Annotated in this window: 21 protein-coding genes and 3 pseudogenes; 11 read left to right on the forward strand and 13 right to left on the reverse strand. The window is 58.8% G+C overall.

Annotated features, from left to right (window positions below):
- Positions 1-5: 5 nt before the first annotated feature.
- From ACNQP3_RS15690 to ACNQP3_RS15730, 9 genes are all read right to left on the reverse strand, one after another.
- Positions 6-953: an HlyD family secretion protein gene (locus tag ACNQP3_RS15690; RefSeq protein ID WP_264316181.1), complete on the reverse strand. Its 948-nt coding sequence runs from the start codon at positions 951-953 to the stop codon at positions 6-8.
- A 2-nt stretch (positions 954-955) separates the two neighbouring features.
- The gene (locus tag ACNQP3_RS15695) at positions 956-1,162 is read right to left on the reverse strand and encodes a DUF1656 domain-containing protein (RefSeq protein WP_264316182.1); all 207 of its coding nucleotides are present in this window, start codon (positions 1,160-1,162) and stop codon (positions 956-958) included.
- Positions 1,152-3,305, reverse strand: a complete 2,154-nt coding sequence (locus tag ACNQP3_RS15700) for an FUSC family protein (RefSeq protein WP_264316183.1) — start codon at positions 3,303-3,305, stop codon at positions 1,152-1,154. The genes ACNQP3_RS15695 and ACNQP3_RS15700 overlap by 11 nt, the downstream gene beginning before the upstream one ends.
- 8 nt (positions 3,306-3,313) lie before the next feature.
- Positions 3,314-4,738 carry an OprD family porin gene (locus tag ACNQP3_RS15705; RefSeq protein WP_264316184.1) on the reverse strand — a complete coding sequence of 475 codons (1,425 nt, stop codon included), beginning with the start codon at positions 4,736-4,738 and terminating at the stop codon, positions 3,314-3,316.
- Between the two features lie 2 nt (positions 4,739-4,740).
- Positions 4,741-5,682: a pirin family protein gene (locus ACNQP3_RS15710; RefSeq protein ID WP_264316185.1), complete on the reverse strand. Its 942-nt coding sequence runs from the start codon at positions 5,680-5,682 to the stop codon at positions 4,741-4,743.
- Positions 5,683-5,727: 45 nt separating this feature from the next.
- Positions 5,728-6,135, reverse strand: coding sequence for an OsmC family protein (locus tag ACNQP3_RS15715; RefSeq protein ID WP_264316186.1), 408 nt, complete (start codon positions 6,133-6,135; stop codon positions 5,728-5,730).
- Positions 6,136-6,207: 72 nt separating this feature from the next.
- Positions 6,208-6,834 carry an isochorismate family cysteine hydrolase YcaC gene (gene ycaC / locus ACNQP3_RS15720; RefSeq protein WP_264316187.1) on the reverse strand — a complete coding sequence of 209 codons (627 nt, stop codon included), beginning with the start codon at positions 6,832-6,834 and terminating at the stop codon, positions 6,208-6,210.
- A 29-nt stretch (positions 6,835-6,863) separates the two neighbouring features.
- Positions 6,864-7,553, reverse strand: coding sequence for a hydrolase (locus ACNQP3_RS15725; protein ID WP_264316188.1), 690 nt, complete (start codon positions 7,551-7,553; stop codon positions 6,864-6,866).
- 115 nt (positions 7,554-7,668) lie between these two features.
- Positions 7,669-8,535, reverse strand: a complete 867-nt coding sequence (locus tag ACNQP3_RS15730; RefSeq protein ID WP_264316189.1) for a pirin family protein — start codon at positions 8,533-8,535, stop codon at positions 7,669-7,671.
- A 723-nt stretch (positions 8,536-9,258) separates the two neighbouring features.
- Here ACNQP3_RS15730 and ACNQP3_RS15735 point away from each other — a divergent pair.
- Complete coding sequence (locus ACNQP3_RS15735) at positions 9,259-10,668, forward strand: sensor domain-containing diguanylate cyclase (protein WP_264316190.1); 1,410 nt, start codon at positions 9,259-9,261, stop codon at positions 10,666-10,668.
- Positions 10,669-10,781: 113 nt separating this feature from the next.
- Here ACNQP3_RS15735 and ACNQP3_RS15740 read toward each other — a convergent pair whose 3' ends face one another.
- On the reverse strand, positions 10,782-11,402 hold the full coding sequence (locus ACNQP3_RS15740; RefSeq protein ID WP_264316191.1) for a tyrosine-type recombinase/integrase: 621 nt from the start codon (positions 11,400-11,402) through the stop codon (positions 10,782-10,784).
- Positions 11,403-11,573: 171 nt separating this feature from the next.
- Between ACNQP3_RS15740 and ACNQP3_RS15745 the strand changes: the two genes are divergently transcribed.
- Together ACNQP3_RS15745 and ACNQP3_RS15750 are read left to right on the forward strand one after the other, a co-directional pair.
- Entirely contained in the window at positions 11,574-12,368 is a 795-nt protein-coding gene (locus ACNQP3_RS15745; RefSeq protein WP_177336835.1) for an aminoglycoside phosphotransferase family protein, read from the forward strand.
- Positions 12,369-12,479: 111 nt separating this feature from the next.
- Entirely contained in the window at positions 12,480-13,037 is a 558-nt protein-coding gene (locus tag ACNQP3_RS15750; protein ID WP_264316192.1) for a GNAT family N-acetyltransferase, read from the forward strand.
- Between the two features lie 24 nt (positions 13,038-13,061).
- Here the strand turns inward: ACNQP3_RS15750 and ACNQP3_RS15755 are convergent.
- A pseudogene (locus ACNQP3_RS15755) lies at positions 13,062-13,151 on the reverse strand (transporter); the annotation flags it as partial.
- Between the two features lie 181 nt (positions 13,152-13,332).
- Here ACNQP3_RS15755 and ACNQP3_RS15760 point away from each other — a divergent pair.
- The 7 genes from ACNQP3_RS15760 (at position 13,333) to ACNQP3_RS15790 (ending at position 23,453) form a co-directional block, all read left to right on the forward strand.
- The gene (locus tag ACNQP3_RS15760) at positions 13,333-14,823 is read left to right on the forward strand and encodes a DUF1254 domain-containing protein (protein WP_264316193.1); all 1,491 of its coding nucleotides are present in this window, start codon (positions 13,333-13,335) and stop codon (positions 14,821-14,823) included.
- 63 nt (positions 14,824-14,886) lie between these two features.
- A complete protein-coding gene (locus tag ACNQP3_RS15765) occupies positions 14,887-16,182 on the forward strand; it encodes a DUF1254 domain-containing protein (RefSeq protein ID WP_264316194.1) in 1,296 nt (431 codons plus the stop codon).
- A gap of 401 nt (positions 16,183-16,583) precedes the next feature.
- Complete coding sequence (locus ACNQP3_RS15770; protein ID WP_012272661.1) at positions 16,584-17,057, forward strand: OsmC family protein; 474 nt, start codon at positions 16,584-16,586, stop codon at positions 17,055-17,057.
- A 212-nt stretch (positions 17,058-17,269) separates the two neighbouring features.
- Positions 17,270-17,506 (forward strand): hypothetical protein, encoded by a 237-nt coding sequence (locus tag ACNQP3_RS15775; protein ID WP_306106069.1) that lies wholly within the window; start codon positions 17,270-17,272, stop codon positions 17,504-17,506.
- A gap of 90 nt (positions 17,507-17,596) precedes the next feature.
- Positions 17,597-18,850 carry a TolC family protein gene (locus ACNQP3_RS15780; protein ID WP_264316195.1) on the forward strand — a complete coding sequence of 418 codons (1,254 nt, stop codon included), beginning with the start codon at positions 17,597-17,599 and terminating at the stop codon, positions 18,848-18,850.
- Positions 18,847-20,310 carry an efflux RND transporter periplasmic adaptor subunit gene (locus ACNQP3_RS15785; RefSeq protein WP_264316196.1) on the forward strand — a complete coding sequence of 488 codons (1,464 nt, stop codon included), beginning with the start codon at positions 18,847-18,849 and terminating at the stop codon, positions 20,308-20,310. The genes ACNQP3_RS15780 and ACNQP3_RS15785 overlap by 4 nt, the downstream gene beginning before the upstream one ends.
- Positions 20,307-23,453, forward strand: a complete 3,147-nt coding sequence (locus ACNQP3_RS15790; RefSeq protein ID WP_264316197.1) for an efflux RND transporter permease subunit — start codon at positions 20,307-20,309, stop codon at positions 23,451-23,453. The genes ACNQP3_RS15785 and ACNQP3_RS15790 overlap by 4 nt, the downstream gene beginning before the upstream one ends.
- Before the next feature lie 176 nt (positions 23,454-23,629).
- Here ACNQP3_RS15790 and ACNQP3_RS15795 read toward each other — a convergent pair.
- Together ACNQP3_RS15795 and ACNQP3_RS15800 are read right to left on the reverse strand one after the other, a co-directional pair.
- Positions 23,630-23,827: pseudogene (locus ACNQP3_RS15795) on the reverse strand (methyl-accepting chemotaxis protein); the annotation flags it as partial.
- A 105-nt stretch (positions 23,828-23,932) separates the two neighbouring features.
- Positions 23,933-24,601: pseudogene (locus ACNQP3_RS15800) on the reverse strand (PAS domain-containing protein); the annotation flags it as partial.
- Between the two features lie 310 nt (positions 24,602-24,911).
- Between ACNQP3_RS15800 and aspT the strand changes: the two are divergent.
- Positions 24,912-26,594, forward strand: a complete 1,683-nt coding sequence (aspT, locus tag ACNQP3_RS15805; protein ID WP_012272667.1) for an aspartate-alanine antiporter — start codon at positions 24,912-24,914, stop codon at positions 26,592-26,594.
- Positions 26,595-26,804 lie beyond the last annotated feature (210 nt).

The following is a 26,804-nucleotide window of genomic DNA, read 5'->3' on the forward strand; positions in this document are numbered from 1 at the left end:
CAGCTTCATTCCAGAATGGTGACTGTCGCTGTGGTGCCAGCTCGCAACGGTGGCGCATCAGCGCTGCGCTCGAGGCGAAGGCGCACGGGGATCCGCTGGGCTAGCTTTACCCAGGTGTAGCTGGGGTTGACGTTGGCCAGCAACCGGTTACCCGGCTGGTTCTCGCGATCGGTGATGGCGTAAGCGATGCTCTCCACCGTGCCCTCCATCACCTCACCACTCATCAAGGCGATACGCGCGCGGCTGCCCACCTTGATCTTAGGCAACTTTGTTTCTTCAAAATAGCCACTGACGTGGAACGAGGAGCTGTCCACCAAGGCCAACAGCGGAGTCCCCGGTTGAGCGAAGTCCCCCTGACGTGTCAGCAGGTTGGTTACATAGCCGCTGACCGGGGCACTGATCCGAGTTCGCTCGAGGTCGAACCGCGCTTGTTTCAAGGTGGCGTCGGCAAGTTGCACATTGGCCTGAGCCAGGCCGAGATTGGACTGCTCACGCAGCAGCTCAGCTTGGGCCACCGCCACGTCAGTGCTGGATTTCTCCCATTCCTCGGCGGAGATCGCTGACAGCGATTGCAACTTGCGCCGCCGCTGCTCCTCGCTGCGACGCTGCTTGAGCAGGGCCTCGTTGGCGACGATGGACGCCTGGGACTGGCCTAGGGCGGCGCGCGCCACCTCGACGGCACGTTCGGCATGCAGTACGGCCAGCTCATAGCGAGCAGGATCGATCTGCAGCAGCAGATCGCCCTGGCGGACGAACTGGTTGTCGTGCACCGGCAGGTCGATGATGCGACCCGTGACCTCGGCTGACAGGGTCACCACATCTGCTCGCACCCGTGCATCACGTGTCCAGGGCGCACGGGTATAGTAGTCCCAGGCAAACCAGCCCAGTACCAACGCAAGCGCAAGGACCACCAGGGTCAAGGCCTTGGAAAGAACAGGTTTCGACGCAGTCATCTTTACAGACTCACTCCCATCGACAACACCAGCACCGCGCAGATAGTGGCATACAGAGCCCCCTGAAACAGGGCTGGGTGCCACACCAGCGCCAGCACGCCAGCCCGACGCAACACGGCATCCGCGATCAGGAACAATGGCAACGCCAGCAACAACGCCTGGGCAATCGGCGGCAGATAAACACCGCCGAACTCAAAATCAATGGGCATAAACGCCCTCCTCTTTTGGCGCGGCCCTCGGCGCCAGGACCACTCGGTAGCGCCGCAGCAACTGGCCGGCGATTGCCAACGCGACCCGTAAGATGAACAACCGACGCAGAGCCTCCCTCCCAGCATCAGAATGTCTCTGGTGCAATGCATCCAAGGCCTCACCCAGTTCATCCGACGCTCGCAGCAAAGCATCGACGTCCACCTGCCGGCGAGCACCGATCACCTCCGCCATCTCCTGCAACACTAGGCGCAAACGCGACTTCGTGTATTCCGGCAACACCTCGCTGGTGGTGCACTGAGCATGTGCTTGTACCAACACAGTCGCCAGCACGGGGCACACCAGAGCGCACTCGAACAACGCCCGGGAACGAGCATCGCTGGTGGCCGGCAGCACACCGATCATCGCCGATAGCCGATCCAGCATACGGCTCTCGAAATCGAACTGACGCACCAAGCTGGAAGGCGCGGTCACCAGTTGGTAGACGTCCTCGCGGCTCAAGCTGAACAGCCGGGCCATGCGCTTTTGCGGGTTGAATGGAAACACCAGAGCGAACACCACCATGGCCAGCACACCGGCGGCCGCGTACCCGCCAGCGAACTCGAACCACTGGATGGCCGTATTGTGGTAAGTGCCGACATTTTGTGGGCCGATCATCAATAACCCGATCAGCCCGATACCCATGCCGATGCCTGCGGTCATGGGGCTTGCCAGGCCTACGGCGGCCAGGTAGAGCAGTGGTATCAGGCACAATGCGAGCATTTCGAAATCGGTGAAGAGCGGCAGCAGGGCGAACTGGTAGACCGCTGACAACACCATCGCCACCAGCAAGCCACGGTTGTAGTTCTGACTGGCTAGCAAGGGCCGGGGTAACGTCGCCATCAGCGAGCACATGACGCCCATCAGGATCACGCCTGAACGCGCACCATCCCAAGCCGTCTCGATCCACAGCCAGCCGGAGAGCAACAGCGCCAGGAACGCCCGCACCGCATTCATGCCGGCCAGGCGAAAGTCCAGATGCAGAGCGCTGACCTCCCCTTGCACCTGGGGGCAACTGGCCATCCGCCCCTGTTGAATCGCTTCGTTGAGCTCGATCAGTTCGTCCAACTGTTCCAGTAAGCGTGCCTGCTCCCAACGCAAAGCCCAGGCCAGCGGGCGCATAGGCGGCGACAATGGCTCGTTGAGGTACTCGACACGGTCGGCGGCTTCGTCGAAGCGTTGGTGCAACCTGCGGATCGCCTCGCGACGCGAGGCCGACAGTGCTACACCGTCAAGTGCAAGCGCATCCAGGCTGTCGAGTTCTGCCTCGCGCAACAGCTGGATATCCGACGGCAGCGGCCCTTGCCAATGCTGCTTGATCAGCGCACGCTGCTGACGCAATACCTGCAGGCGCGACACCAACAACACCAGCTGGTTGGCCAGCAACTGCACCAGCCCGTCAGCGCTGCGCAAGTGCGGGGCATCGAAATAAAGATGCCGACGTAGGCCTTCCAACGCGCTAACTTCGGCGATCAGTTGAGCCTGGCGCCTATTGAACGCTGCATCGTCCTCCTCGGTCCGGACCACTTCGGCGGCATGCTGGGCGATCAGCTTGACCAAACTGTCGACCTTGCTGAAATACCCCTGCGCCACGGCCTGGGGGCGCGCCGTCAACAGGCTGACCACCGCGACGCAGGCCACCGCGAGAAGGGTCTCGGTCAGCCGTGTGATAGCCAGCATGAGGATGCCGTCCGGCTCCGGGACCGCCAGCATCGCCACCACCACAGCGGTAAATCCGCTCAGGACGAACGCATGCGAGTCGGTATAACGCAGCAGGGTCCCCCCTGCCGTACAGAAGGCCAGCCACAGGGCAAGGCAGACGATGAAAGGCATCGGTGCCTGGGGGAACAGTGCCATGATCGCCACTGCCACCGCCGCCCCCACCATTGTTCCCACCACTTGGGCAAAGCTGCGTTTGAGAGTCATGCCGGCCAGCGGCAGACTGATGATGATCACAGTCATCAGCGCCCACTTCGGCTGTTCCAGATCGAAAATGAACGCCAGGTACAGACACAACAAGCCGGCGAAAATGGTGCGCAAGGCGAAAAACAGCACCCTGCGGCCAGGGTTCAAGGCCATTTTTAAATAAGAGATCAACGGAGCCATCGGGCGCCTCAAAACACGCTGATCGGATAATCGACGATCAGCCGGTACTCATCCGCGCTGGAGTTGCCACGAGTATTGCCTGGCGCAGTATAGCCGCCGCCCTCTCGGTGCGTGGCCCAGCGCACAGTCAGCGACAGGTCCTTGGCCGGGCCTGAAGGCACCTGATACTTGAACGCCAGGTCCCGCTCCCAATGCTTGGCGTGCTTGCCATCGGGGTTGTAGATGTAGCCATAGCCGATGCTACTGGGGTCCACCCGGGTCAGGTCCGCCTCGCCGCGTGTATAGGTCGCGATGAACTGTAGAGAAGGCGCGCCGAGCGCCGCCAGATTGGTTTCATACTGCAAGCGCCAGGATTTTTCTCCAGGGCCGTTGAAGTCGGCGAACTGCTGCGAATTGCTCAGGTACAAGAAGATCCGGTCGTTTTGCGTGATGTAATCGAACGGGGTTCTACTATCGACCTTCTGCAGCCCAAGGGTGAGGGTCTGACCATATGCTGTCGCTGAAATGCCGACACTATAGGTGTCGTTGTCGATGTCACCCAACTGACTACGCCCTTGATCCCGTGTCTTGTAATAGTGCAGGTAGGGTTTGAGCACGAGTACGTCATTCATCTGGAAGGTTTCCGACAACCCTAGGTAATACTGATTCCACATGTCTTCTAGCTGGCCGCCATAGACGGTGAGCTGCAACCCGTCGGGTCGGCTATAGGCAGCGCCCACCCAGCCAATGTGCGGGCTTTCGCGGTCCGCGGCGACACCAGCGTTGTTGCGCGCGCCATAGGCCGTGACCAGGTGGGAATGACCACTCTGGTTACGCAGTCGGGTGGATTCCACAAACCCCGCATCCAGCCACAGGTTCTCAACGCTGTAGTTCTTCAGCGTCACGCCACGGTAGGCCTGTGGGAACAGGCGACTCGTTCCACTGGCTACAATCGGGTTCTCGATCAGTTGGTCACCTGCTTTGACCAAGGTGTCGAGATACCTGAGTTTGAGGGCCGCGCCCGCGCTGGCGAACTCGGACTCAGGTTTGAGGGACGCATCCAGCGGAAGTAAGCCAGCGCCTCCACTGCCATCACCACCGTCGAGTTTGAGCCCCAGGAAGCCATGGGCATCCACACCCACGCCAACCGGTGTATCGGTAAAACCGGACCTGAACGAGAACAGAAAACCTTGTGCCCATTCAGTCGGGTCCCGAGTGACCAGGTCGGAGTGATTGTCGCGCTGGAAGTAGTAATTCCTGGCCAGTGCATCCAGTCGCGCCCCCTCGATCAAGCCCGGCGCAATGCCCAGTTCGACAGCCTGTCGCTCGTTGACGCCAGTGAAGATGTTGTCCTTCTGCCCCAAGGCATTGTCGGCCTCGGCGGGCGAACACAACAGCACGCCAACCGCCCAATTGCACAGCAGCAGGTACCGATGAGTCACTGCGGCGCTCATTTTCAAGCTCGCCAAGGAATTGTGGGCGCTGTCAGACGCGCGCCGTCGAACCCGGTGACATCACCGAACCTGATGCTGCCATCCTCCCACTCACGCGGGGCCTGAATGATCGCTTCCTTGGTGTGCCCGACGTAGTTCCACCACAGGAAGATCTCCTCCTCAAATGGTCGGCCACCGACCAGAATGGCGCGAGCTCCAGGGGAAGCTTGCAGCTCGAGCGGGTCCAGGCCACACCCCAAGTAGGCGAGTTCGTTGGCGCCGAAATCCTCGCTGTTGACTCGCCACTGGCCCTCCAAGGGCAAGATCCCGTATTCGAACCCTTTATCAAGTTTGATGCGAGTGCGCGCGGCGTCACCGGCGACCAGATCTATCCCCATCAGGGGCGAGTAGATGCATGCAGGCGCATGATGATGTTCAAAAACTCCGGCCAGCAGGGTCAGGTCGAAATCGTCGACGTGCCACCGAGGCAAATCACCATAGTGCGTGAAGGCTGCCGGGCGGTCGCTTGCGGACGATGGCAAGGCGATCCACAGCTGGACGGCGTGTAACTGCTCTTGGCCTGGCAAGGACTCCTCGGTATGGGTAATTCCGTAGCCCGCGGTCATCAAATTCACCTGGCCAGGTCGGATCACCTGTGTATTGCCCAGGCTGTCACGGTGAAGCACCTCGCCCTCGATCATCCAGGTGAAGGTTTGCAAACCAATATGCGGGTGTGGTCCCACTCGCAAACCGTTGTCGTACTTGAACACCGCCGGGCCTGCATGGTCGAGGAAGCACCATGCGCCGATCATCCGTCGGTGTCGCGAAGGCAGCAATCGACTCACCGGGATACCACCGCCGACCTCGGCACTTCGCGCCGAGATCCATTGAATCGCCCGCACACCGCCAATGATCGGACAGTCGTGCGACGAGGAGAGCTCGCTATGGGTTTCGTGTGTACTCATTTTTTTGTACCCGACGATGGAGCCTTGCGCTCATGGCACACATGCTCACTCGATCAATGTGCTGGCAATGGTGATTTCACCACTGAGCACCTTGTGAATAGGGCAAGCGTTGGCGATATCCAGCAAGCGAGCACGCTGCTCATCGCTCAGTGAGCCACACAAACGAATATCCCGGGAAATCTGGAGCTGGGCATCGTTGCCAAGCCGCTCGTGCAGGATGCTCAGATTCACCTCGATGGACGTCAGCGGCATCTCTTTTCGCTGCGCGTACATGGCGACCGTGATGGACGTGCATGCCCCCAAAGACGACAGCAGCAGTTGGTGAGGCGTCGGTGCGGTGCCCCCTCCACCTAATGCTTCGGGAACATCGCTACTCCAGTGGTGCTGATCATCGGTCAAGATGACCTGGAATGCCGCGCTTGTAGAGGATGCGCGGACGGAGAGCTCTTTCATTGAGACGCCTATACTGAACTAATTCAACGGTTCGAGGAGCCATACACCACGATACGGCTCCTCGATGTGGGCTTACTTGGAAGTGTTCAGCAAGCTGAAGCTAGTCATCAGGTTGCGGTAATCCGGGATATGGTTGGAGAACAACGCGCCCAGGCCTTCGATGTCGTTGCGCCAGTCACGGTGCAACTCGCAGGCTACGCCGAACCAGGTCATCAGCTGGGCACCGGCAGCTTCCATCCGCCGCCAGGCCGAATCGCGGGTCAGTTCGTTGAAGGTGCCGGAGGCATCGGTGACCACGAAGACATCGAAGCCCTCCTCCAAGGCAGACAACGCCGGGAAGGCCACGCATACTTCGGTCACCACGCCGGCGATAATCAGTTGCTTTTTGCCGGTCGCTTTCACCGCCTTGACAAAGTCCTCGTTGTCCCAGGCATTGATATTGCCTGGGCGAGCGATGTAAGGCGCATCTGGGAACTGCTCCTTGAGCTCGGGCACCAGCGGGCCGTTGGGACCATTCTCGAAGCTCGTGGTGAGGATGGTCGGCAGCTTGAAGTACTTGGCGAGATCCGACAGGGCAAGCACATTGTTCTTGAAACGGTCAGGCTCGATGTCCCGTACCAGTGAGAGCAGGCCAGTCTGGTGATCGACCAACAGAACAGCGGCGTTGTTCTTGTCAAGACGCTTGTATTGGAAAGCCATGGTTGTGTTCCTTTCTGAAGTAGAAAAAGTTACTTACGTTCGGAATCCAATTGCTCGTGGTTGCTCACCACCGCCTGAGCCTTCATGTAGCTCTCGATCAGGAGTTGATAGTGGGGGAACACCGCGCTGTAGGCCTCGGCCCACTGGGCGGCGTCCGGCCGGTTCCAGGTTTGCTGTACTTCGGAACACACGGCGGCGGTGTCCATCGGCACCACGCCGGCCTGGACGATGCGCGCCAAGGTGATCTCCTGGGCCATCTTGGAGTAGGTGCCTGATGCATCGATTACCGCAAACACCTGATAGCCGGCCGCCACGGCGCTGATGCTGGGGAAAGCCATACAGACACTTGTGATCGTGCCGGCGATGATCAGTTGCTTGCGGCCGGTTTTTTCAACAGCGGCAACGAATTCAGCGTTGTCCCAGGCATTGATTTCACCTTTGCGGGCGACGTACTGGGCATGAGGCGCGGCTTCGTGGATTTCAGGGATCAACGGGCCATTGGGGCCCTGTGGAACAGAGGCAGTGGTGATCACCGGGATCTTGGCCAGGCTGGCGATCTTCGCCAGGGTGATGGCATTGGCCCGCAGCTCGGTCATGGGCATGTCCTTAACCGTCTGGAACAATCCGCTTTGATGATCGATCAACAGCATCGCGGCCTTGTCAGGGTCAATCCGTGGGACCTGACCGTTGAGATTGGCGATTTGTCCAAAGTTGCTCATGATGCGTTCCTCTTTCACGGGTTTAAGGCCGTCCTGCCAATCAGGGCAGAACGTATCCACATATCCCTCGTGGGGATAATCAGATTAGGTGAACATCACGGATGCACCGTCACCGCTAGTCGTTCAGCACTCCGAAACGCCCCGCCTGGAGGTCTTGAATCGCCTGCTGGATTTCAGCTTCACTGTTCATCACGAAAGGCCCATAGCCAGCGATTGGCTCATCGATGGGTTCCCCGCTCAACAACAGGACATGGGCATCATCGTTCGCTACCAGCAGCAGCCGATCGCCCATGCGGTCAAACAGCACTGTCTGAGATTCGCGCACGATCTGGTCACCGTTCACCTGCAAGGTGCCTTGCAACACCACCAGAATGACGTTGCGCCCCTTGGAGAGTGGCAATTTGAGCGACCTGTCACGTTTGAGTCGTATGTCCCATACATCAATGGGTGTGAAGGTGAGCGCTGGTCCTTGCCGACCATCGAACGCACCGGCGATCAGGCGAAGCGTTCCCGCTCCTCGATTCAATGGAATGGCAGGGATGGTGTGGTCAAGTAGGGTCTGATACCGCGGCAATGACATTTTGTCGTGAGCGGGTAAGTTGACCCACAACTGCACCATTTCCAGCGTGCCGCCCACCCGGCTGAAGGTTTCAGCGTGAAATTCCTCATGCAGGATGCCTGCTGCAGCTGTCATCCATTGCACATCACCTGGGCCAATACGCCCACCTGCGCCTGTCGAGTCCCGATGTTCCAGCTCACCCTGGTAAACGATCGTGACAGTTTCAAAGCCGCGATGAGGGTGCTGCCCTACGCCTCGACGCTGATCGGTTGGAGTGAAGTCCTGAGGCCCGGCGTAGTCCAACAAGAGAAACGGACTAATATGCTTCCCTTGGTTGCTGTAGGAAAACAGCGTGCGCACCGGGAAACCGTCCCCAACCCAATGCGGACTGGCGCTTGTGTATACACCCAGAATCTTATTCATGGCTCAGCCTCTGCCGCGACGACGGTAGGCGCTAAAGCTAGTCACACCACACCGTCAGCGATAGGGCTAAAAATGGATCTCAGCGTTCTATTGCATGAACACTGACACGCGATCGTGAGCGGCAAATGCTAATCCCTCTCGAACATACATCCCATAGGGCTCTATCCCCGCGTAGTGCAAGCAGTCGATCTCGCGTCGGCGATGCGCGACCTAGGCCATCTTGGACAAAGAGAATCGCCTAGGCTACTAGACGGTATTCGGAGTAAATGTACGAGAGGCCGGCTTGGAGCATTTTGGCAGGGGCTGCGCGATACCGATGGTCGCCCAGCCGCCTCTAGTAACATCGTTTCTACCGGGCGGCATGTGCCATAGCTGATGACCACAGCAGCATCCACAATAGCCAGAGCCCAAAGCCAACTGCGATTAATTCTTAGTCATGGCATCGGCTATTTTTGAGTTGGGGATGTTCAGCACCATCGCCCAGGGTAGAGCCTCCGCACGACACGCTTCTTACAAAAAAGCGACATCGCCAACTAATTTGTTGATTATTACAAAGTCCTGATATATCCGTATGAGTGGATGCTTTTTTGATGGAATGATACCTAGCTGTTAGCAGTTTGCGTGCTATCAGCAGCCACACCCTTACGCCTCACGCCAAACCTCAAACAGCCACCCTTTTGCGCTACAGCTCAGCAGTATTCGATTAAATAATAGGATTTTTTTATGAGCATGCCAGGGACAATAGCAAGGACAACCATTAAGCCTAAACTGACTCTTCCTCTTATAGCGTTCATCCTCTCATTTCTGACAGCCCTCACGATTGTATTTGCACTCGAAGACTCTTATAGACAAATACGTACCGGTAAAGCGCACGAAGCCGCTGACCAACTGGCTCATGCGCTTGAACGCTCCCTTAGCCACTCATTGAATGCGGCGTACGGTCTCGGTGCCGCCGTCCGACACCACCAAGGCAGACTTGACGATTTTCAAGAATTAGCTAAATACATAGTCCCTCATGACGAACATCTTTACGCCCTTGCACTAGCGCCGAATGGCACTATTGACTCGGTTGCACCTGCGTCACGCCCACTCCTGGTTGGTAATGGCGACTTGGCCAGCCTATTCAATGGATATCGCTACGATTTGGAACTGTTGAAATTACCTCAAGACAAAGTGACATTCAAAGGACCAATACGTCTAGGTAATGGGTCTTTGGGGGCAATTGGCATCCTACCGATCTACATCGGAAAGCACCCTGAAGATAAAACATTTTGGGGGCTGACAGTTGTTGCCATTAGCTTAACCAACTCCTTCCTTGATTTTGATCTGAAAGCCGTAAAACAGAGAGGATATCACCATGAGATATCTGGAACAAATCCGATCACCGGAAAGCTAGAAGTCTTACCCAGCTCCGACATAGCGCCCGACGAGCAACAGCGCTCAATTGAAAGAGAGATAATGGGTACATCATTAACGCTAAGACTGGCGCGCATAAACCAACTAGGATATAGAAAACTATTTCTTGCAATCTGTCTAGCACTACTCATTTGTAGCTTCATAGCTTGGTCAGCCTACATGGGCATAGAGCTCGCCCTACAGAGAAAAGAACTTAAAGACATCGCCCTTTACGACGCACTAACTGGACTACCGAATCGCCGTTTACTCATGGAACGACTAGAACTGGCCACCGACGACGCAAATCGAACTCGAAGAAAGGTCGCGATATCATACTTAGACTTGGATGGGCTAAAAAAAATTAATGACACCTTCGGGCACGCCACTGGAGATAAAGTTTTAGTTGAGGTATCCTCGCGCATACAGCACTGCCTTCGCAACTCCGACACATTTGCGCGCGTCGGAGGAGATGAGTTTGTATTAATTCTAGGCAACCTGAACCATGAGCACGAAGCCGATGTTATTTTGAACCGCATCCTAAACGAGGCAAAAATAGACTTCTGCTTTGAAGGTCAGAAAGCTTCAATTTCAGTCAGTGTCGGGACTGCCTTCTACGACACGCACGGAATGCACACGCATCAGCTTTTAGCCCAGGCTGACGACGCAATGTATCAAGCAAAAAAAAGGGGCAAAAATCGGATAGTAATCGCTCCTATACGGCATGCGGACAACTGTTAGTTGATCCTGCACAGCTTGCCGGCGATGCAGCCGGTACTGACTATAGAGCTTTGGATCGCTGTCTGCTATGGGTCGGATAGCGACGGTCATACCTCGACCGCCGCTGTAAGTTGTCAGACCTCCGTCTGCTCCGCCATCTCCAATGCGTCATCGACCTCAATGCCCAGGTATCGCACCGTGCCCTCAAGCTTCGTATGGCCTAGCAGGAGCTGAACTGCTCTCAGATTCTTCGTCCTGCGATAGATCAGCGATGCCTTCGTACGTCTCATCGTGTGGGTGCCATACATGGCTGGATCAAGGCCAATAGCTTTTACCCAAGCTTTGACGATTCGGGCGTATTGCCGGGTAGAGAGTTGCAGTGAGGCGTGTAGCCGGCTTGGAAAAAGGCAATCCTCGCTATGGAGATGGGCTTGATGTATCCAGGCCTCCAGAGCCACCCGCGTTTGCTCAGTAATCTCAAACTGCACGGGGCGCTGGGTTTTCTGCTGCATCACTATTGCTCGCGATGACACGTGCTCCCCATGCGCAACGTCGCGTACACGAAGCTTGGTCAAATCGCAGGCTCGTAGCTTGCTGTCGATGGCCAGATCGAAGAGAGCTAAATCACGAGTTTCCTCCGCGATTTGGAGCCTTACCCGAATGGCCCAGATATCTTTGAGTCGGAGCGGGGCTTTCTGCCCGACCAATTTTCCTTTGTTCCAAGGTTGATGGCTGCCGGTCGTAATGGTTTTCATGGCTTGTCCTCCACGTGAGGGAGGACAAGGATGGTCATCCCGATCCAGGGGCGCTAACCGACCCAAAGCTACCCGAGGGACAAGTCAGCAGTGCTGACCTAAGCAGACATTTCGTCTTATGCCTCAATCATTCATGATGCTGCTCTGGAAAGTGCGAAAGTTAATAAATTTATGTTTGATCAATACTTGAAACGATGGGAGCTGACCATCGACGGTGATGCTTTCGCCTCGCTGAATGGACATCTACTGCCCGTTCGCCACCACGGCCTGCCAGCCATGCTCAAAATCTCGCAAGCGCTAGAAGAGCAAGCAGGCAACCTGCTTATGGCTTGGTGGGACGGTGAAGGAGCAGCTCCCGTGCTGGCACATGACGGTGAGGCCTTACTCATGGAGCGGGCGAACGGCTCGGTCTCCCTTGGGCACATGGTAAGCTGCGGCCAGGACGACGAGGCTACTCGTATTATCTGTGCGGTGGTCCGCCGCCTCCACATCCCTCGTACAAAACCGCTACCTGCTTTGGTCCCCCTGGTTAAACGGTTCGAAGCCTTATGGAGCGCAGCGGCAACGCACAGAGGTGTATTTGAACAAAGCGCAGAAACCGCCCGCCAACTTTTTAGGTGCCCTCGCGAAGTCACGGTACTGCATGGCGATATCCATCACGGAAATGTCTTGGACTTTGGCCCCAAGGGATGGCTCGCTATCGATCCTAAGGGACTGTACGGTGAGCGCGGCTTCGATTACGCGAATATTTTCTGCAATCCGGATATCAAAAGCGCTTTGGCTCCAGGTTGTTTCGAGCGCCGTATAGGGGTCGTGGCACAAGCTTCCGAAATTGATCGCCGCAGGTTGTTGCAATGGGTGCTCGCCTGGACCGGGTTGTCAGCAGCCTGGATGCTCGAGGACGACATTGATCCGAATGTACCCCTTGAGGTGGCGAAGCTTGCAGCGTTGGCGCTCGGTTTGTGAGTTTTACGGTAGGGCGAGGCCAGTGACGTTTCACAAATCAGAGAGCGGTCGACACAGGCAAGCCCTGTACTGATAATCAACGTCTCACAGGGATGCCCAGGAACGAATGTCATGGACTGTCTTCCGACGCTGATCACCGATCGGCTGGTTCTCACCCCTCTCCAATTGGAGGATTCACCCATCATTCAGGAGCTGTTCCCCTGCTGGGAGGTGGTTCGCTACCTGGATCGTCGTGTCCCATGGCCGTATCCAGAAGACGGGGCGCTGGTTTATGTCCGAGATATCGCCCTGCCTGCTATGGCAGCAGGTCGTGAAAGGCACTGGATGATCCGCATGCGCAACGATGCTGGCTGCACCCTGGGTAGCATCAGTTTGTATGATCAGCCTGGAAACAACAGAGGCTTCTGGCTCGCACCACAGTGGTGGGGAAAGGGCTACATGCGTGAGGCATGCCGGATTATCAATGCCTATTGGTTCGAGACACTGTCGCGTCCGGTCATGCAGGTTCCCAAAGCTGTTGCCAACGACGCATCTCGCAGGGTCTCGAAACATGAGGGTATGCGCTTGGTAGACGTGCAGGCAGGAGAATTTGTATCTGGAATGATGGAGGTCGAAATATGGGAGATGACTCGTGCTGACTGGTTAGAAAGGTCAATTGCCGGCCGCTAGTTTTTATGCACTCAGTCGCCGCCATCTGAGCAGTTGGGTGACGGTCAGATTGATGGGGATAGACCACTCGCGCAAATGCCAGTCATAGGTCGATTCCGTGATGCCATAAGTGGTGGTGCAGCCTTGGCGAGTGATGCAACCCGTGCCACCGCAGCGGCGTTAAAGAACGGGTGCAAAACGTAAGCATTTTCCCGATTGTCCAGAAAACCTCACCTACACTGCTTCAAGTTCGATGAAGGCGGCCATGCTGCAAAGCAGCGGGCTACCGGCAGTCTCTTGCCCACAGGAGATCCTCATGGATGCCATTGAGGGATTGATGACTCGGATGGTCACCTGTCTGAAGCCTTGCCTGCTAGTCACAGCCATTGCCGCTTGTACTGTCGTCACCGCGCAGGCAGCAACCGAACCCTTGGGCGGGCAACCCCCAGCGGGAGCCACCCCTTCGGTGAAGGACTTCGACTACCAGATCAAGTACCAGCGTGCGTTCGAAGCCATCCTCTGGAACATGCCGGCGATTGCCATCTATTCCTTCCGCCGTGCTGCCGAAAAGGATCTTGGCTACAAGGACAATGACATCATTGCCTACTCGGCAACGGCTAGCCCGCAACTTGAAGCCATTACTGCCAATAGCACCACGCCTTACATCGCAGCCTACACGGACCTGCGCAAAGGCCCTGTGGTGCTGGAAATCCCGGCAGCCTCTGCGGACGGTAGCCTTTATGGCCAGGTGGTGGATGCCTGGCAACTCACCATCGCCGATGTAGGCCCGGCAGGGCTCGACAAAGGCAAAGGTGGCAAGTACCTGTTCACGGCACCTGATTACAAGGGTGAGGTACCCAAGGGTTATATCCATGTGGCCTCGCCTAACTACCGTATCGCCCTGGCGTTTCGCTCGGTGCCGCCCGCGGGCAAGACCGCCAAGGACGCCTACGAATACGCCAAGCGCCTGCGCATGTATTACCTGGCTGAAGCCAAGTCGCCACCGCAGCAGAAGTTCATCGACCCAGCCCATGAGCGCTACCCGACGCTGCCGTTCTACGACGAACGTCACTTCGAAGACATGCACGCGATCATGAGCGTGGAGCCAGTGCGCGAACACGACAAGGTCATGATGGGCATGCTGTCGTCCCTGGGCATCGTCAAGGGCAAACCTTTCGCACCGGACGAAACCGCCAAGAAGGCCATGCACCAGGCCGCCATCGATGCCTGGTTCTTCCTCCAGCAATGGTTCGACACCGAGATGTCCAAGCGCGTGTACTGGCCGGATCGGCACTACGTCTCGCTGTTGCAGCCAGATGCCAATCACAAGTTCACGTTCATCTACGAAGATCGCATCGACCTGCTCGAACGGGCAGCGGAGTACTTCTGGTGCACTTACATGCCTAAAGTCCTCAGCGCCTCACCGGCGACGTCGTACCAGATGGCGATGGCCGACAAGGATGGAAAACCGCTGGAAGCCGGCCAGCTCTACAAGCTCGATGTGCCCAAGGACATGCCGGTAAAGCAGTTCTGGGCGCTGACGGTATATGACCGAGCCACCTTCTCGTTCATCTACAGCGACAGCAACCGCACCACGCTGTCGTCGTTCGACGTCGACAAGATGAAGAAGAATGCCGATGGCGGCGTGACGATCTATATCGGGCCGACGGCCCCACAAGGCGAGGAAGCCAACTGGATTCCCACCTCCGGCAAGCGCCCATTGCCGGCCATGCGCTTCTACGGTCCCACCGAAGCGTTCAACAACAAGACTTTCAAGTTGCCCGACTTCGAACGGGTAATCCCCTGAGCACTGCCTACAACCTTGAAAAACCAAACCAAAGGGGCTGGCCCGCTGGCCCGAGGAGACTTGATGAAACCCATGGTGCTTGGAGCAGCCCTGCTTTCGCTTGCCGTGCCGGCCTTCGCACAGATCCCCGACAAGCTGGCGGAAGATGCCTACATCTATGGTTACTCAATGGACGAGGCCTACAAGTTCTTCTATGAGACGGCAGTCAAGACCAACACGCCGCTCAATCGCTTTCAGAACATCCGCCACCTGGCCGATGACACCTACGTCGATCACCCGACCATCAACAATGACACGCTGCACTTGATGGGCTGGCTGGATATCGCCGCAGAACCCGTGATCGTCAGCGTTCCGGACATGGAAAAAGGTCGTTACTGGATCCTGCACACCATGGACATGGGCCATTACACGACGTCCATGATCGGCTCCCGCACGCGGGACACCAAAGGCGGCCACTTCATGTTCGCCTCACCCCAGTGGAAGGGCACGGTGCCCGACAGTGTCACCGAAGTGATCCGTGTCGAGTCCAACCTGGTTAAATTGATGGGCAGGATCATGTCCACCGGGCCTGAGGACCAGAAAAAGGCGCTTGCCTACATGGATGACTGGAACATCCGTACGCTTTCGGCCTACCTGGGCGAGCCCGGCCCAAAAGCCAAGCAGCGCACTTACCCCGACCCAGCCAAGACCAATTGGCTGCAACGGGTGAACTTCGTGCTGTGTGACGGCAACATGGGCCAGGCCGACAAGAAATGGCTCGACCAGTACAAGTCAGTCGGCGTCGAACCCTGCAAAGAAAACTTCACCAAGGAGCAGCTGGCAGCTGCGAAGAAGGGTGAGGAACTGGGCATGAAGCACATCAAGGACCTCGCTCCGAAGATGACCGACGCCGGCAAGCTGCTGGGCACCCGCGAGCAGTTGGGTGACGGCCCCCGTGACCTGTTCGCCGAGGGCACCTACATCGGCCAGTGGGGGCTGCCCCCAGATGAAAGTATCTACCTGCGCACCGAGACCGCTGCCGACGGTAAGCCGATCAATGGTGCCAATGGTAAGTCGTACGCCATGCACTTCAAGGCGCCCGAGGTCAGCCAGTTCTGGTCCTTTACCGTCTACGCCTCAGACAACCGCCTGATGGCCCACAACGCCATCAATCGCCATAGCTGCGGCGACCGCACACTCAAACCGGATGCCAATGGCGAATACACCATTGAGCTGAGCGCCAAGGGTGAAGAGAGCAACCCCAATTACCTGCCAATTCCGGAAAAGGATGCCTACATTGTCTTGAGGTTGTATGGCCCGAGCAAGGCAGTGCAAGGCGGCGGGTACAAGTTCCCGCCCGTCGAAGTGACCTCGCACTGATTCGTGCGGAGGGTATTGCATTCTCTGGTAAAGGCTTCTGAGGGTGCGCTCAGGAGCCGTTGAGTTACGCAGACGTCTTCGGGCCTGGCCCTTTCACACCTTGATTGCTCCCTTGACGCAAAAGAAACTTTTTCTAAACACGCAAATTAACCCCCGCCCCAGCTGACTGCTGGAGGCGTCTTGTGTGATCAGGGTTAGCCGTTATCAACCCAGAGCTGCCGGTCAGCAAGGATAGCATCAGGCCAGAACGCTGGAAGACGCTGTGCGTACGCACCGTGAGGGCATGCACCACTGCAATCATCAGGTGCTGGTGCGAAGCCACCTAGCGCGTGCAAGATACTTTCAGCACAGGCAGGGGCCAACATTATCTTCCGGGCAGCTTTTACAACACAGGCGCTACGATGAAAGAACACGCATACGCTGTTACCGTAAACTGGACGGGAAACACGGGTGAAGGTACTTCCAGCTATACGTCCTACCAGAGGGACTTCACTGTAGAAGGCCTGGGCAAGCCACAAATCCTCGGCTGCGCCGACCCGGCCTTTCGCGGCAATTCCAATCGTTGGAACCCAGAAGACATGTTGCTGGCCTCGATCTCGGCCTGCCATAAACTGTGGTATCTCCATTTGTGTGCGGTCAACAATGTGAACGTGCTGGAGTACGTCGACTACCCAGTGGCCCGGATGGTTGAGGGCGATGCACAGCAAAAGGGGCATTTCAAGGACGCAGAGTTGCGGCCTCAGATCGTCATCAGCAGCCAATCGGATATCGACCTCGCGATGCGTCTGCATGACGATGCTCATCATGAGTGCTTCATTGCCAACTCGGTCAACTTCCCCATCAAATGCAGGGCTGTCATTCACCATCAGCGCTAGATTCCCAGTGGGTCAGCAAGCTGGCGCATGCCACCGTGCCCGGTATCGCGCCAAGCAACGTTAATGCAGCGCTAATCGACTTCGCTTACACTCGCCGCATGAACCGCTTCTTGCGACTGGTTACCCTCTTCTTGCTGGTTATCGCGCTTCCTTTCAACGGGATGGCGGGTATCGACTCACCCATAGAACCGTGCCCCATGCAGGCCATGGGTATGCAAATGATGGCCGGCATGGAGCACGACTGCTGCCAGGAGCAAGATCAGGGCAAGTCCTCCCATCACGACACCAAAACCTGCAAGGTCGGCCAGGAATGTAGAACGGCGACTGCGCTCCAGGTCAGCATGCTGGAGCCTGTGTTGACCTTCGCTACCTCGCACCCTGCCGATACCTATACCGAAAGCCTGGTAGCCAGCGCCCCGCCTGACCACTGGCGCCCTCCTCGGGCCTGATTCCTTCGTAAAACCTCACACGATTGTTCTGCCTTGGCGGCCGAACGATGGCATGCGCGTGCGCGCTGGTTTTTTCGAGGAATCATGCTCATGACTCCCCTACGTTTGCATCCAGGACGGACGCTTGCGCTCGGCCTGGTAATCCTGCTGCCGACGCTATCGGCGCAGGCCGCTTCATTTTCATTGGACGATGCGCTGCAACTGGCAGAGCGCAATGCCCCTTCGCTTCAGGCACGCCAGGAGCAGGTGTCGGCGACACGCAGCGCGATCCTGCCTGCGGGTGAACTGCCCGACCCTCGGCTGAATCTCGGGCTGCAGAACCTGCCGGTGGACGGCAGTGATCGCTGGAGCACAAGCCGAGACTTCATGACCATGCAGGTGGTTGGCCTGTCCCAGGAAGTGCCCAACAGAGACAAACGCAAGGCACGGGTCGAAACCGCGCGGGCAGCGGTTGAACGCGCCGATGCCGAGGCGGTTCTGGAGCGTCAAAACGTACGCGCAGCGACGGCACAGGCGTGGCTGGCGGCCTACACGGTGCAGCGAAAGCTGCAGCAATTCGACGAATTCTACAAAGAGAATCAGCTGCTGACTTCGGCCGTCCACGCCCGCCTGGCCGGCGGAGGCGGTGCAGCAACCGATGCACTTGCTCCAAACCAGGAAATGGCTCAGTTGGACGCGCAGAAAGACCTGCTGCTAAGCCAGGCGAGCCAGGCGCGAGCCGCCCTCAAACGCTGGACCGGCCAGGACGCAGATGTGCAAGCACGCGCATTTCCTCAGTGGGCGGTAAATGCAACTGACTACCTGCATGCGCTACACGCCCACCCTGCGCTGGCGGTTTATGGCGCCATGAGCCGAGAAGCCGAAGCCCAGGTGCATCAGGCGCAAGCCGAGAAGAAGTCTGACTGGGGTTGGCAACTGGACTACCAACGGCGCGGGCCGGCATTCAGCAACATGGTGAGTGTGCAGGTCAGTTTTCAATTGCCCTTGTTCGCAGGCTCTCGGCAAGACCCGATGATCGCCGCCCGGCGTGCACAGGTGCGCCAGCTGGAGGACGAGCAAGACGCGGCCCTGCGGGAGCATACCGCGCAGCTGGAGGCAGACATGGCTGAATACCAGCGCCTGCAGCGTGCAGTGGCGCGAAGCCGAGACACCCTGCTACCGCTCGCCGAAGCACGCGTGCGTTTGGCATTGGCAGATTACCGAGCAGGCAAATCGGCCTTGAGTGAAGTGCTCGCGGCGCGGCGGCAACGGGTAGACGCGCGGTTACAGGACTTAGACCTGCAAGGCCAACTGGCAGCGACAGCGGCACGTTTGCATTTCGCGTACGGCGAGGTGCGGGCATGAAAAGTACGTCTATCGGTCTGATCGCAGCCGTTGCATTGGCTCTGGGTGGCGGTGCGGGCTATTGGTTGGCAGCACGCGGGCAAAGTGCCAAGGCGCCGAGTTCAGAGGAGCAAAAGGCACTTTACTGGTACGACCCGATGTACCCGCAGCAACACTTTTCCGCACCAGGCAAGTCGCCCTTCATGGATATGCAGCTGGTGCCGAAATACGCGGGAGGCACCCCGGATGACACACGGCCCGCTGTGCAGATTACGCCGGGTATCCAGCAGAACCTTGGGGTCAGGCTGGCGACAGTTACCCAGGGTCGCCTTGAGCGCACACTGCAGGTCAGCGGTGTACTGGCCTTCGACGAGCGCGACTTCAGTGTGCTGCAAGCGCGAACCGCAGGGTTCGTCGAACGCACTTACGGGCGCGCCACAGGTGATGCAGTGACCAAGGGGGCACCGCTGGCCGATGTACTTGCGCCAGAATGGGTAGGGTTGCAAGAAGAGTTTCTGGCGCTGCGTCGTTCGGGTGATGCCGGCCTGCAGGCAGCCGCCCGCCAGCGCCTGTTGCTGGCGGGAATGCCGGCGACGTTGATTGACCGGGTCGCACGCAGCGGCAAGGTGCAGGCCCTGGTGACATTGGTTGCCCCCACCGCCGGTGTCATCCAGGCGCTGGAGCTACGCCCAGGCATGACCGTACTACCTGGCGCTACCCTGGCGCGCATCAACGGTGTGACCAACGTCTGGCTTGAGGCAGCAGTACCTGAAGCTCAGGCTCAGGGCTTGCGTGAAGGCTTGGCAGTGCAAGCCGAACTGCCCGCCTATCCCGGCCATGCATTGACCGGCAAGCTGACAGCGCTGCTGGCTGATGCGGACCTGCAAAGCCGTACCTTGCGGCTGCGCATCGAGCTGCCCAACCTCGAGGGTCGATTGCGCCCTGGCATGACCGCCCAGGTCACCCTGCATCCGGTTGGGCAAGCCGATGACAGCTTGCTGATACCTGCCGAGGCCGTGATCCGTACCGGTAAACGCAATGTGGTGATGCTTGCCGAAGATCAAAGCCACTTCCGCCCGATCGAAGTGGTGCTGGGCCAGGAAAGCGGTGGCCAGGTCGCCGTGCTGCAAGGGCTGCAGGCAGGCCAGCGGGTAGTGGCGTCGGGGCAATTTCTTATTGACTCCGAGGCCAGCCTCAAGGGCATCGAGGCTGCAACTGCGCAAGAGACCCCACTGGTACCTGCACAACCGCCACTGCACGAGGCAGACGGGCAAATTGTGCAGATAGACGGCAAGCAGCTCACCATCGCCCATGGCCCTTTCATCACCTTGGGCATGCCTGGAATGACCATGACCTTCCCGGTGGCCGACTCCGTGATGCTCGCCGGGCTGAAAGTGGGTAGTCGCATTCACTTTGGTATCCGCGAACGTGACGAAGGCATGGTGATCGAGCAGATCGGTGCGCAGGAGAGTCAGCCATGATTGCGCAACTGATACGCTGGTCGGTGGGCAACCGGGTGCTGGTTCTGTTCGCCACGTTGTTTTTGGTGGCCTGGGGCGTGCTCTCGGTGCGTAGCCTGCCAATCGACGCGTTGCCGGACTTGTCGGACGTGCAAGTCATCATTCGCACCTCCTACCCTGGGCAAGCGCCACAGATTGTGGAAAACCAGGTGACCTACCCACTGACCACCACCATGCTCTCAGTGCCTGGCGCCAAGACAGTGCGCGGCTTCTCGGCCTTTGGCGACAGCTTCGTCTACGTGTTGTTCGAGGATGGCACCGACCTCTACTGGGCACGCTCGCGGGTCCTGGAGTATCTGAGCCAGGTGCAATCGCGCCTACCTGCGTCGGCCAAACCCATACTCGGGCCAGATGCCACAGGTGTGGGCTGGATTTATCAATACGCGCTGGTCGACCGCCGTGGTGGTCATGACCTGGCGCAACTGCGCAGCCTGCAGGATTGGTTCTTGCGCTTCGAGCTCAAGACCCTGCCTGATGTCGCCGAAGTGGCGAGTATCGGCGGCATGGTCAAGCAGTACCAAGTGGTGCTCGACCCGTTGCGCCTGGCCACGCTTGGCATTACCCAAGCGCAGGTGACGGATGCCATCGCCAAGGCCAACCAGGAAACCGGCGGGGGTGTCCTTGAGCAAGGTGAGGCGCAATTCATGGTTCGTGCTTCGGGTTACCTGAAGACACTCGATGATTTGCGCGCCATCCCCCTGCGTCTGGCCACCAATGGCGCACCAGTAACGCTTGGCGATGTCGCCACCGTACAGCTTGGGCCAGAGGCGCGCAGAGGGATTGGTGAACTGGATGGCCAGGGCGAGGCCGTGGGTGGTGTGGTCATTTTGCGCAGCGGCAAAAACGCAAGGGAAGCCATTGCCCGCGTCAAGGAAAAACTCGAAGCGTTGAAGAAGGGCCTGCCCGCCGGGGTGGAGCTGGTCACCACCTATGATCGCAGCCAATTGATCGACCGCGCCGTGGACAACCTGAGCCAAAAACTGCTCGAAGAGTTCATCGTGGTCGTACTGGTGTGCGCGGCGTTTCTCTGGCACCTGCGTTCATCACTGGTGGCGATCGTCTCCCTGCCAGTGGGGGTGCTGATTGCACTGATCGTCATGCGCCATCAGGGGATGAACGCCAACATCATGTCACTTGGCGGCATCGCTATCGCTATCGGTGCAATGGTCGACGCGGCAGTGGTAATGATCGAAAACGCACACAAGCATGTCGAGGCCTGGCATGCCCGCAACCCGGGGGGCCAGCTGCAGGGCGAACAACACTGGAAGGTCATGACCGAGGCGGCAGTCGAGGTGGGGCCGGCCCTATTCTTCAGCCTGATGATCATCACACTGTCGTTCGTTCCGGTCTTTACCTTGCAGGCCCAGGAAGGACGGTTGTTCGCACCGTTGGCGTTCACCAAGACCTACGCCATGGCTGCTGCCGCAGGGCTGGCGGTGACGCTGGTACCGGTGCTGATGGGCTACTGGATTCGCGGCCCGCTGCCAGCGGAGGCGCGCAACCCGCTTAACCGCGGGCTGATTCGGCTGTATCGCCCCGCGCTGGAGGTTGTGTTACGCCGACCACGCATGACGCTGATGGGCGCACTGCTGATCCTCCTCAGCAGCCTGTGGCCATTGAACCATTTAGGCGGGGAGTTTCTACCGCCGTTGGACGAGGGCGACCTGCTGTACATGCCCTCTGCGCTTCCTGGGTTATCCACCCAAAAAGCTTCACAGTTGCTGCAGCGCACCGACCAGCTGATTCGGACCGTGCCCGAGGTGGCCAGCGTATTTGGCAAAGCCGGGCGCGCCGAATCGGCGACCGACCCCGCGCCGCTGGAGATGTTCGAAACCATCGTGCGCCTGAAGCCGAAAGACCAGTGGCGACCGGGTATGACCAGCGAGAAGCTGATTGAAGAGCTCGACCGGACAGTTCAGGTACCAGGGCTGACCAACATCTGGATTCCGCCCATTCGAAACCGGATCGACATGTTGGCTACCGGCATCAAGAGCCCCATTGGCGTGAAAGTGGCTGGCAGCGACCCCGGGCTGATCGATCGCGTGACACTGGCCGTCGAGCGGGCAGCGAAAACGGTGCCCGGCGTGACCTCGGCATTGGCTGAGCGCTTGACTGGCGGGCGCTACATCGACCTCGATATCGACCGTCAGGCGGCAGCGCGCCACGGCCTGAACATCGCAGACGTGCAAGCCATTGTTGCCGGAGCCATCGGTGGTGAAACCATTGGCGAAACGGTTGAAGGGTTGGCGCGCTATCCCATCAGCGTAAGGTACCCACGGGAATGGCGAGACTCCGCCGATGCACTGCGTCAGTTGCCGATCTACACAGCCCAGGGCGGGCAGATCACCCTTGGTACCGTCGCACAGGTGCGCATCACCGATGGTCCACCGATGCTCAAGAGCGAGAACGCCCGCCCTTCGGGCTGGGTTTACATCGACGTACGCGGTCGTGATCTGTCGTCCGTGGTGGCCGACCTGCGCCAAGTGGTAGAGCGCGAGGTGAAGCTTGAACCCGGCATGAGCCTCAGCTACTCCGGCCAGTTCGAGTATCTGGAGCGTGCCAATGCTCGCCTGACGTGGGTGGTACCGGCAACGCTGGCGATCATTTTCGTTCTGCTTTACCTCACCTTCGGCCGTATGGAAGAAGCGCTGCTGATCATGGGTACCTTGCCCTTCGCCCTCACCGGTGGTGTGTGGTTGCTTTATCTGATGGGTTTCAACCTGTCGGTGGCCACGGGTGTCGGCTTCATCGCCTTGGCAGGGGTGGCCGCGGAGTTCGGCGTCATCATGCTGCTCTACCTGAACAACGCCTGGGCCGAGCGCCTAGCCAAAGGCGAGCACACGCAAGCAGCGCTGCTGGACGCGATTGGCGAAGGTGCCGTGCATCGTATTCGCCCCAAAGCCATGACCGTGGCGGTAATTGTCGCAGGGCTGCTGCCGATTCTCTGGAGCGACGGCACCGGCAGCGAAGTGATGGCGCGAATCGCTGTACCGATGGTGGGCGGCATGCTGACTGCACCCTTGCTCTCGCTGTTCGTCATCCCCGCAGCGTACTGGATGATCCGACGCCGACAGGTTGACGGCTTGAAGGTAGGGGCAAGGTGAGGTTCGATTTCCCTATGGAGGGGAGCGCTGCGACGATCGAAGACATCCGCAAGCACTAACCCTCCGGTTGCTCATCCTGTTTGCCAGAACCCAGCAAACAGGATGAGTTTCAAGTGACCTTTGGGTGCAGTCCACGCAGGTGTCGGTCATCTGCACGGCCTGGCAACCGGCTAGGAAAGCCCATTGAGCATGTCCTGAACCTGTTGCGTCGCCTGGCGGGTACTTTGCGCGAGTTTCTTCACTTCATCGGCAACCACCGAAAACCCTCGCCCCACCTCGCCCGCCCTGGCGGCCTCGATGGCCGCATTCAACGCCAGAAGGTTGGTCTGCTCGGCGATACTTCGAATGACGCTGATCATCTGTGCGATACGCTCGTAGCTGGCTTGATTCTGCTGGCGCATCTGCGCTTGGCTGGCCTGGACACTGCGCTCATCGCTGATATCCCGCACAGCCCCGATCACGCGCACCAGCCGCCCTTGCTCGTTTCGCACTGCGCGCCCTCGCTCGCGGCACCAGATATAACCCCGCTGCTTGTGGCGCATGCGGTATTCGAACACGTACTCCGCCGCCTCAACCGGCGCGATGATCGCGGCATCGAAGACGCTCATGATGCCCGGCAGGTCGTCTGGATGAGTGATGTCGACCTGAGATTGCCAGCCATCAGGCAACTCTTCGGATGTATAGCCCATCAGGCAGCGGAACTGGTCGGAAAACCGCATGTGACTGGACGGGTGCCCGACATCGCCATGGGCTACCGAGATATCCCACACCCCTTCGGTAAGCGTGGTCTGCAACAACGCCCAAAGCTGCTGTTGATCCAGTAATACCTGCGCCTGCTGCGCAAGCTCGACACGTCGTGCGTCCAGTTCACGATTGCGCTCGACAAGGCCAGCTTCACGCAGCTCCGCTGCTCGCAAGCTAGCGCGAGCGGCCTCCAGTTCTACCTCTCGGGCTCCCAGCGACACTTCCAGCCGGCGCAACGCCAAAGCACTCTGCTGGCGCTGCGCAACCACCTCGCTCAAACCTTGCAGCACCTCGGGACAACGCGCGAGCAGCGGGTACTCAAAGCGCTGTGGCACCTGCCCCGCTTGGGCCTGGGCCAGTGCCTGGGAAAACGCCTGCATCCAGTGGACTTTCCTGAAAAACATGCACCCGCTCCTGCTGTGGTTTTCGACGTACAGGCGTACGCGCTCTGGACGTCATACAAAAAAACGCCGGCGGGAGGCCGGCGCTTAAATGCAGTACGTATGAAGTAAGAGATCGCCTGGTGAGGCAGCGCCACTATCCTCTACTGCCAGCCCCTATTGCTTGCTTGAACCTGCCAGCCAGCTTGTCCCTGCGTGACTTTCATGCGGTCCACCAGAGCATGCGCATTTGGCGACATGCACCGTGCATCAGCTAATTGCACGCATACTCATGAAGACATGTCCGCCATCGCCGCTTCAGGAGGTTGCCACCATGCTTGACCGGGTCATGGATGCACTGCGAGACAATCCCGAAATCGCTGTATTTCTCGCCATTGCCCTGGGCATCCTGCTCGGCCGTATCAAGCTGGGCAGTTTCCATCTGGGTTCTGTCGCTGGCGCACTGCTGATGGGGCTGCTGATTGGTCAGATCGGCCTGCAAGTGCCCCACGAACTGAAATCGGTATTCTTCGCCTTGTTCATCTATGCGGTCGGCTTCAAGAGTGGGCCGGAATTCTTCGGCAGCCTCAACCGCGGCACGTTCAAGCTGGTCATTCTCTCGCTGGTGCTGTGCGGCACTGCCCTGGCAGTGATTCTGGCGATGAACGCGCTGTACGGCTTCGATGCAGGCTTTACCGCAGGCCTGGGCGCCGGCGCCCTGACGGACACGGCGATCATGGGCACGGCCAGCAGCGCGATCGCCCAATTACCGCTGGACGCGGCAGCCAAGGCCGAGCTCAACAGCCACATGGCTGTAGCCTATGCGATCACCTATGTATTCGGCACCGTCGGGCTGATCGTCTTCGTCGGCAGCCTGGCGCCACGCCTGCTCGGGGTGGACTTGCGCAGCAGCGCCCAGGCGCTGGAGCGTGAACTGGGCATTGAACGCAATGAAGACGCCATCAGCATCCCTTATACCCGCATCGTCGTGCGCGCCCATCGGCTCACGGCCGCCCATGCAGCCGGCACAACCATCGCCGATGTGGAGGCGCTGCACCCGGCGCTGAGCATCGAACGCGTCACCCGCGCCGGGCAACACCTGGAGCGCGACCCGGCATTGCGCCTTGAACGTGACGACATCCTGGGCATATACGCCCTGCGCGATGCTGTGAGCGATCTGCACGGCTGGATAGGCCCGGAAGTGGATCACCCGCAAAGCCTGTCGTTCGCCACCCGCAGCGCCGACATCGTGCTGACCAGCCGCCACCTGGCCGGTCGCAGCCTGCATCAGGTGAAGGCCGCACTTACCGGTTCCGAGCGCATGGGTTGCTTTCTCACGGGCATCACCCGTCAAGGCCTGCCCCTGCCCCTTTTGCCGGAAACCATTCTGCGTCGGGGCGATGTCATCAGCCTTACTGGGCGAGCCAGCAGTGTTGACGCATTGGCCGCGCAACTGGGCCGGATCCGACACGCCAGCTACCGCAGCGATATCGCCATCCATGCGCTGGGCCTGGTTGCCGGTTCACTGGTGGGGCTGCTGTCTACCCACATCGGCATGATTCCAGTGGAACTCGGCATCGGCGGTGGCGTGTTGCTAGCCGGGCTGTTGATCGGTTGGTACAACTCGCGACATCCCGATCTCGGCGCCCTGCCACCTGCCGCACAGTGGGCGTTTTCCGAGTTTGGCCTGACCGCCTTCGGCGCGGTCGTGGGCTTGCTGGCCGGGCCGGCGGCGCTGACGGCGGTCAGGGAACAAGGCATGGCACTGTTGCTGGCAGGCGCACTGGTGACCCTCATTCCGCCGCTGGTCACACTCTACGTTGGCCGCTACGTGCTGCGCTTGCATCCGATGATCCTGTTGGGCGCGCTGGCCGGAGCACAGACCGAAGCGGCCTCGATGAACAAGATCATCGAGCAGTCGGGAAGCAATACCCCAGTCATCGGTTTCACCGTCTGCTATGCCGTCTCCAATGTGCTGCTCGCAGTATGTGGCCCGATCATCATCGCCTTTGCCTGACGCCTCGACTTGCCCGCCGGCAAGTGTCGTCTAAAGTACTGACTCACAGTGCCAGCAGCTGCTACTCATTCAGAATGTGAAATTGTCGTGAAAAGAGTGTGCCCGGCGCCAGCTGCCTGATTTCAACATGGCTACCCTGCTTCTACTACGCCTCAACGTTCGCTGGTAGTTGCCATAAAACGGTACAGCGCTTCAGTCACAAGGAGCGTC

The organism is Pseudomonas sp. LFS074 (assembly GCF_047978165.1).
Classification (GTDB): Bacteria; Pseudomonadota; Gammaproteobacteria; order Pseudomonadales; family Pseudomonadaceae; genus Aquipseudomonas; species Aquipseudomonas putida_P.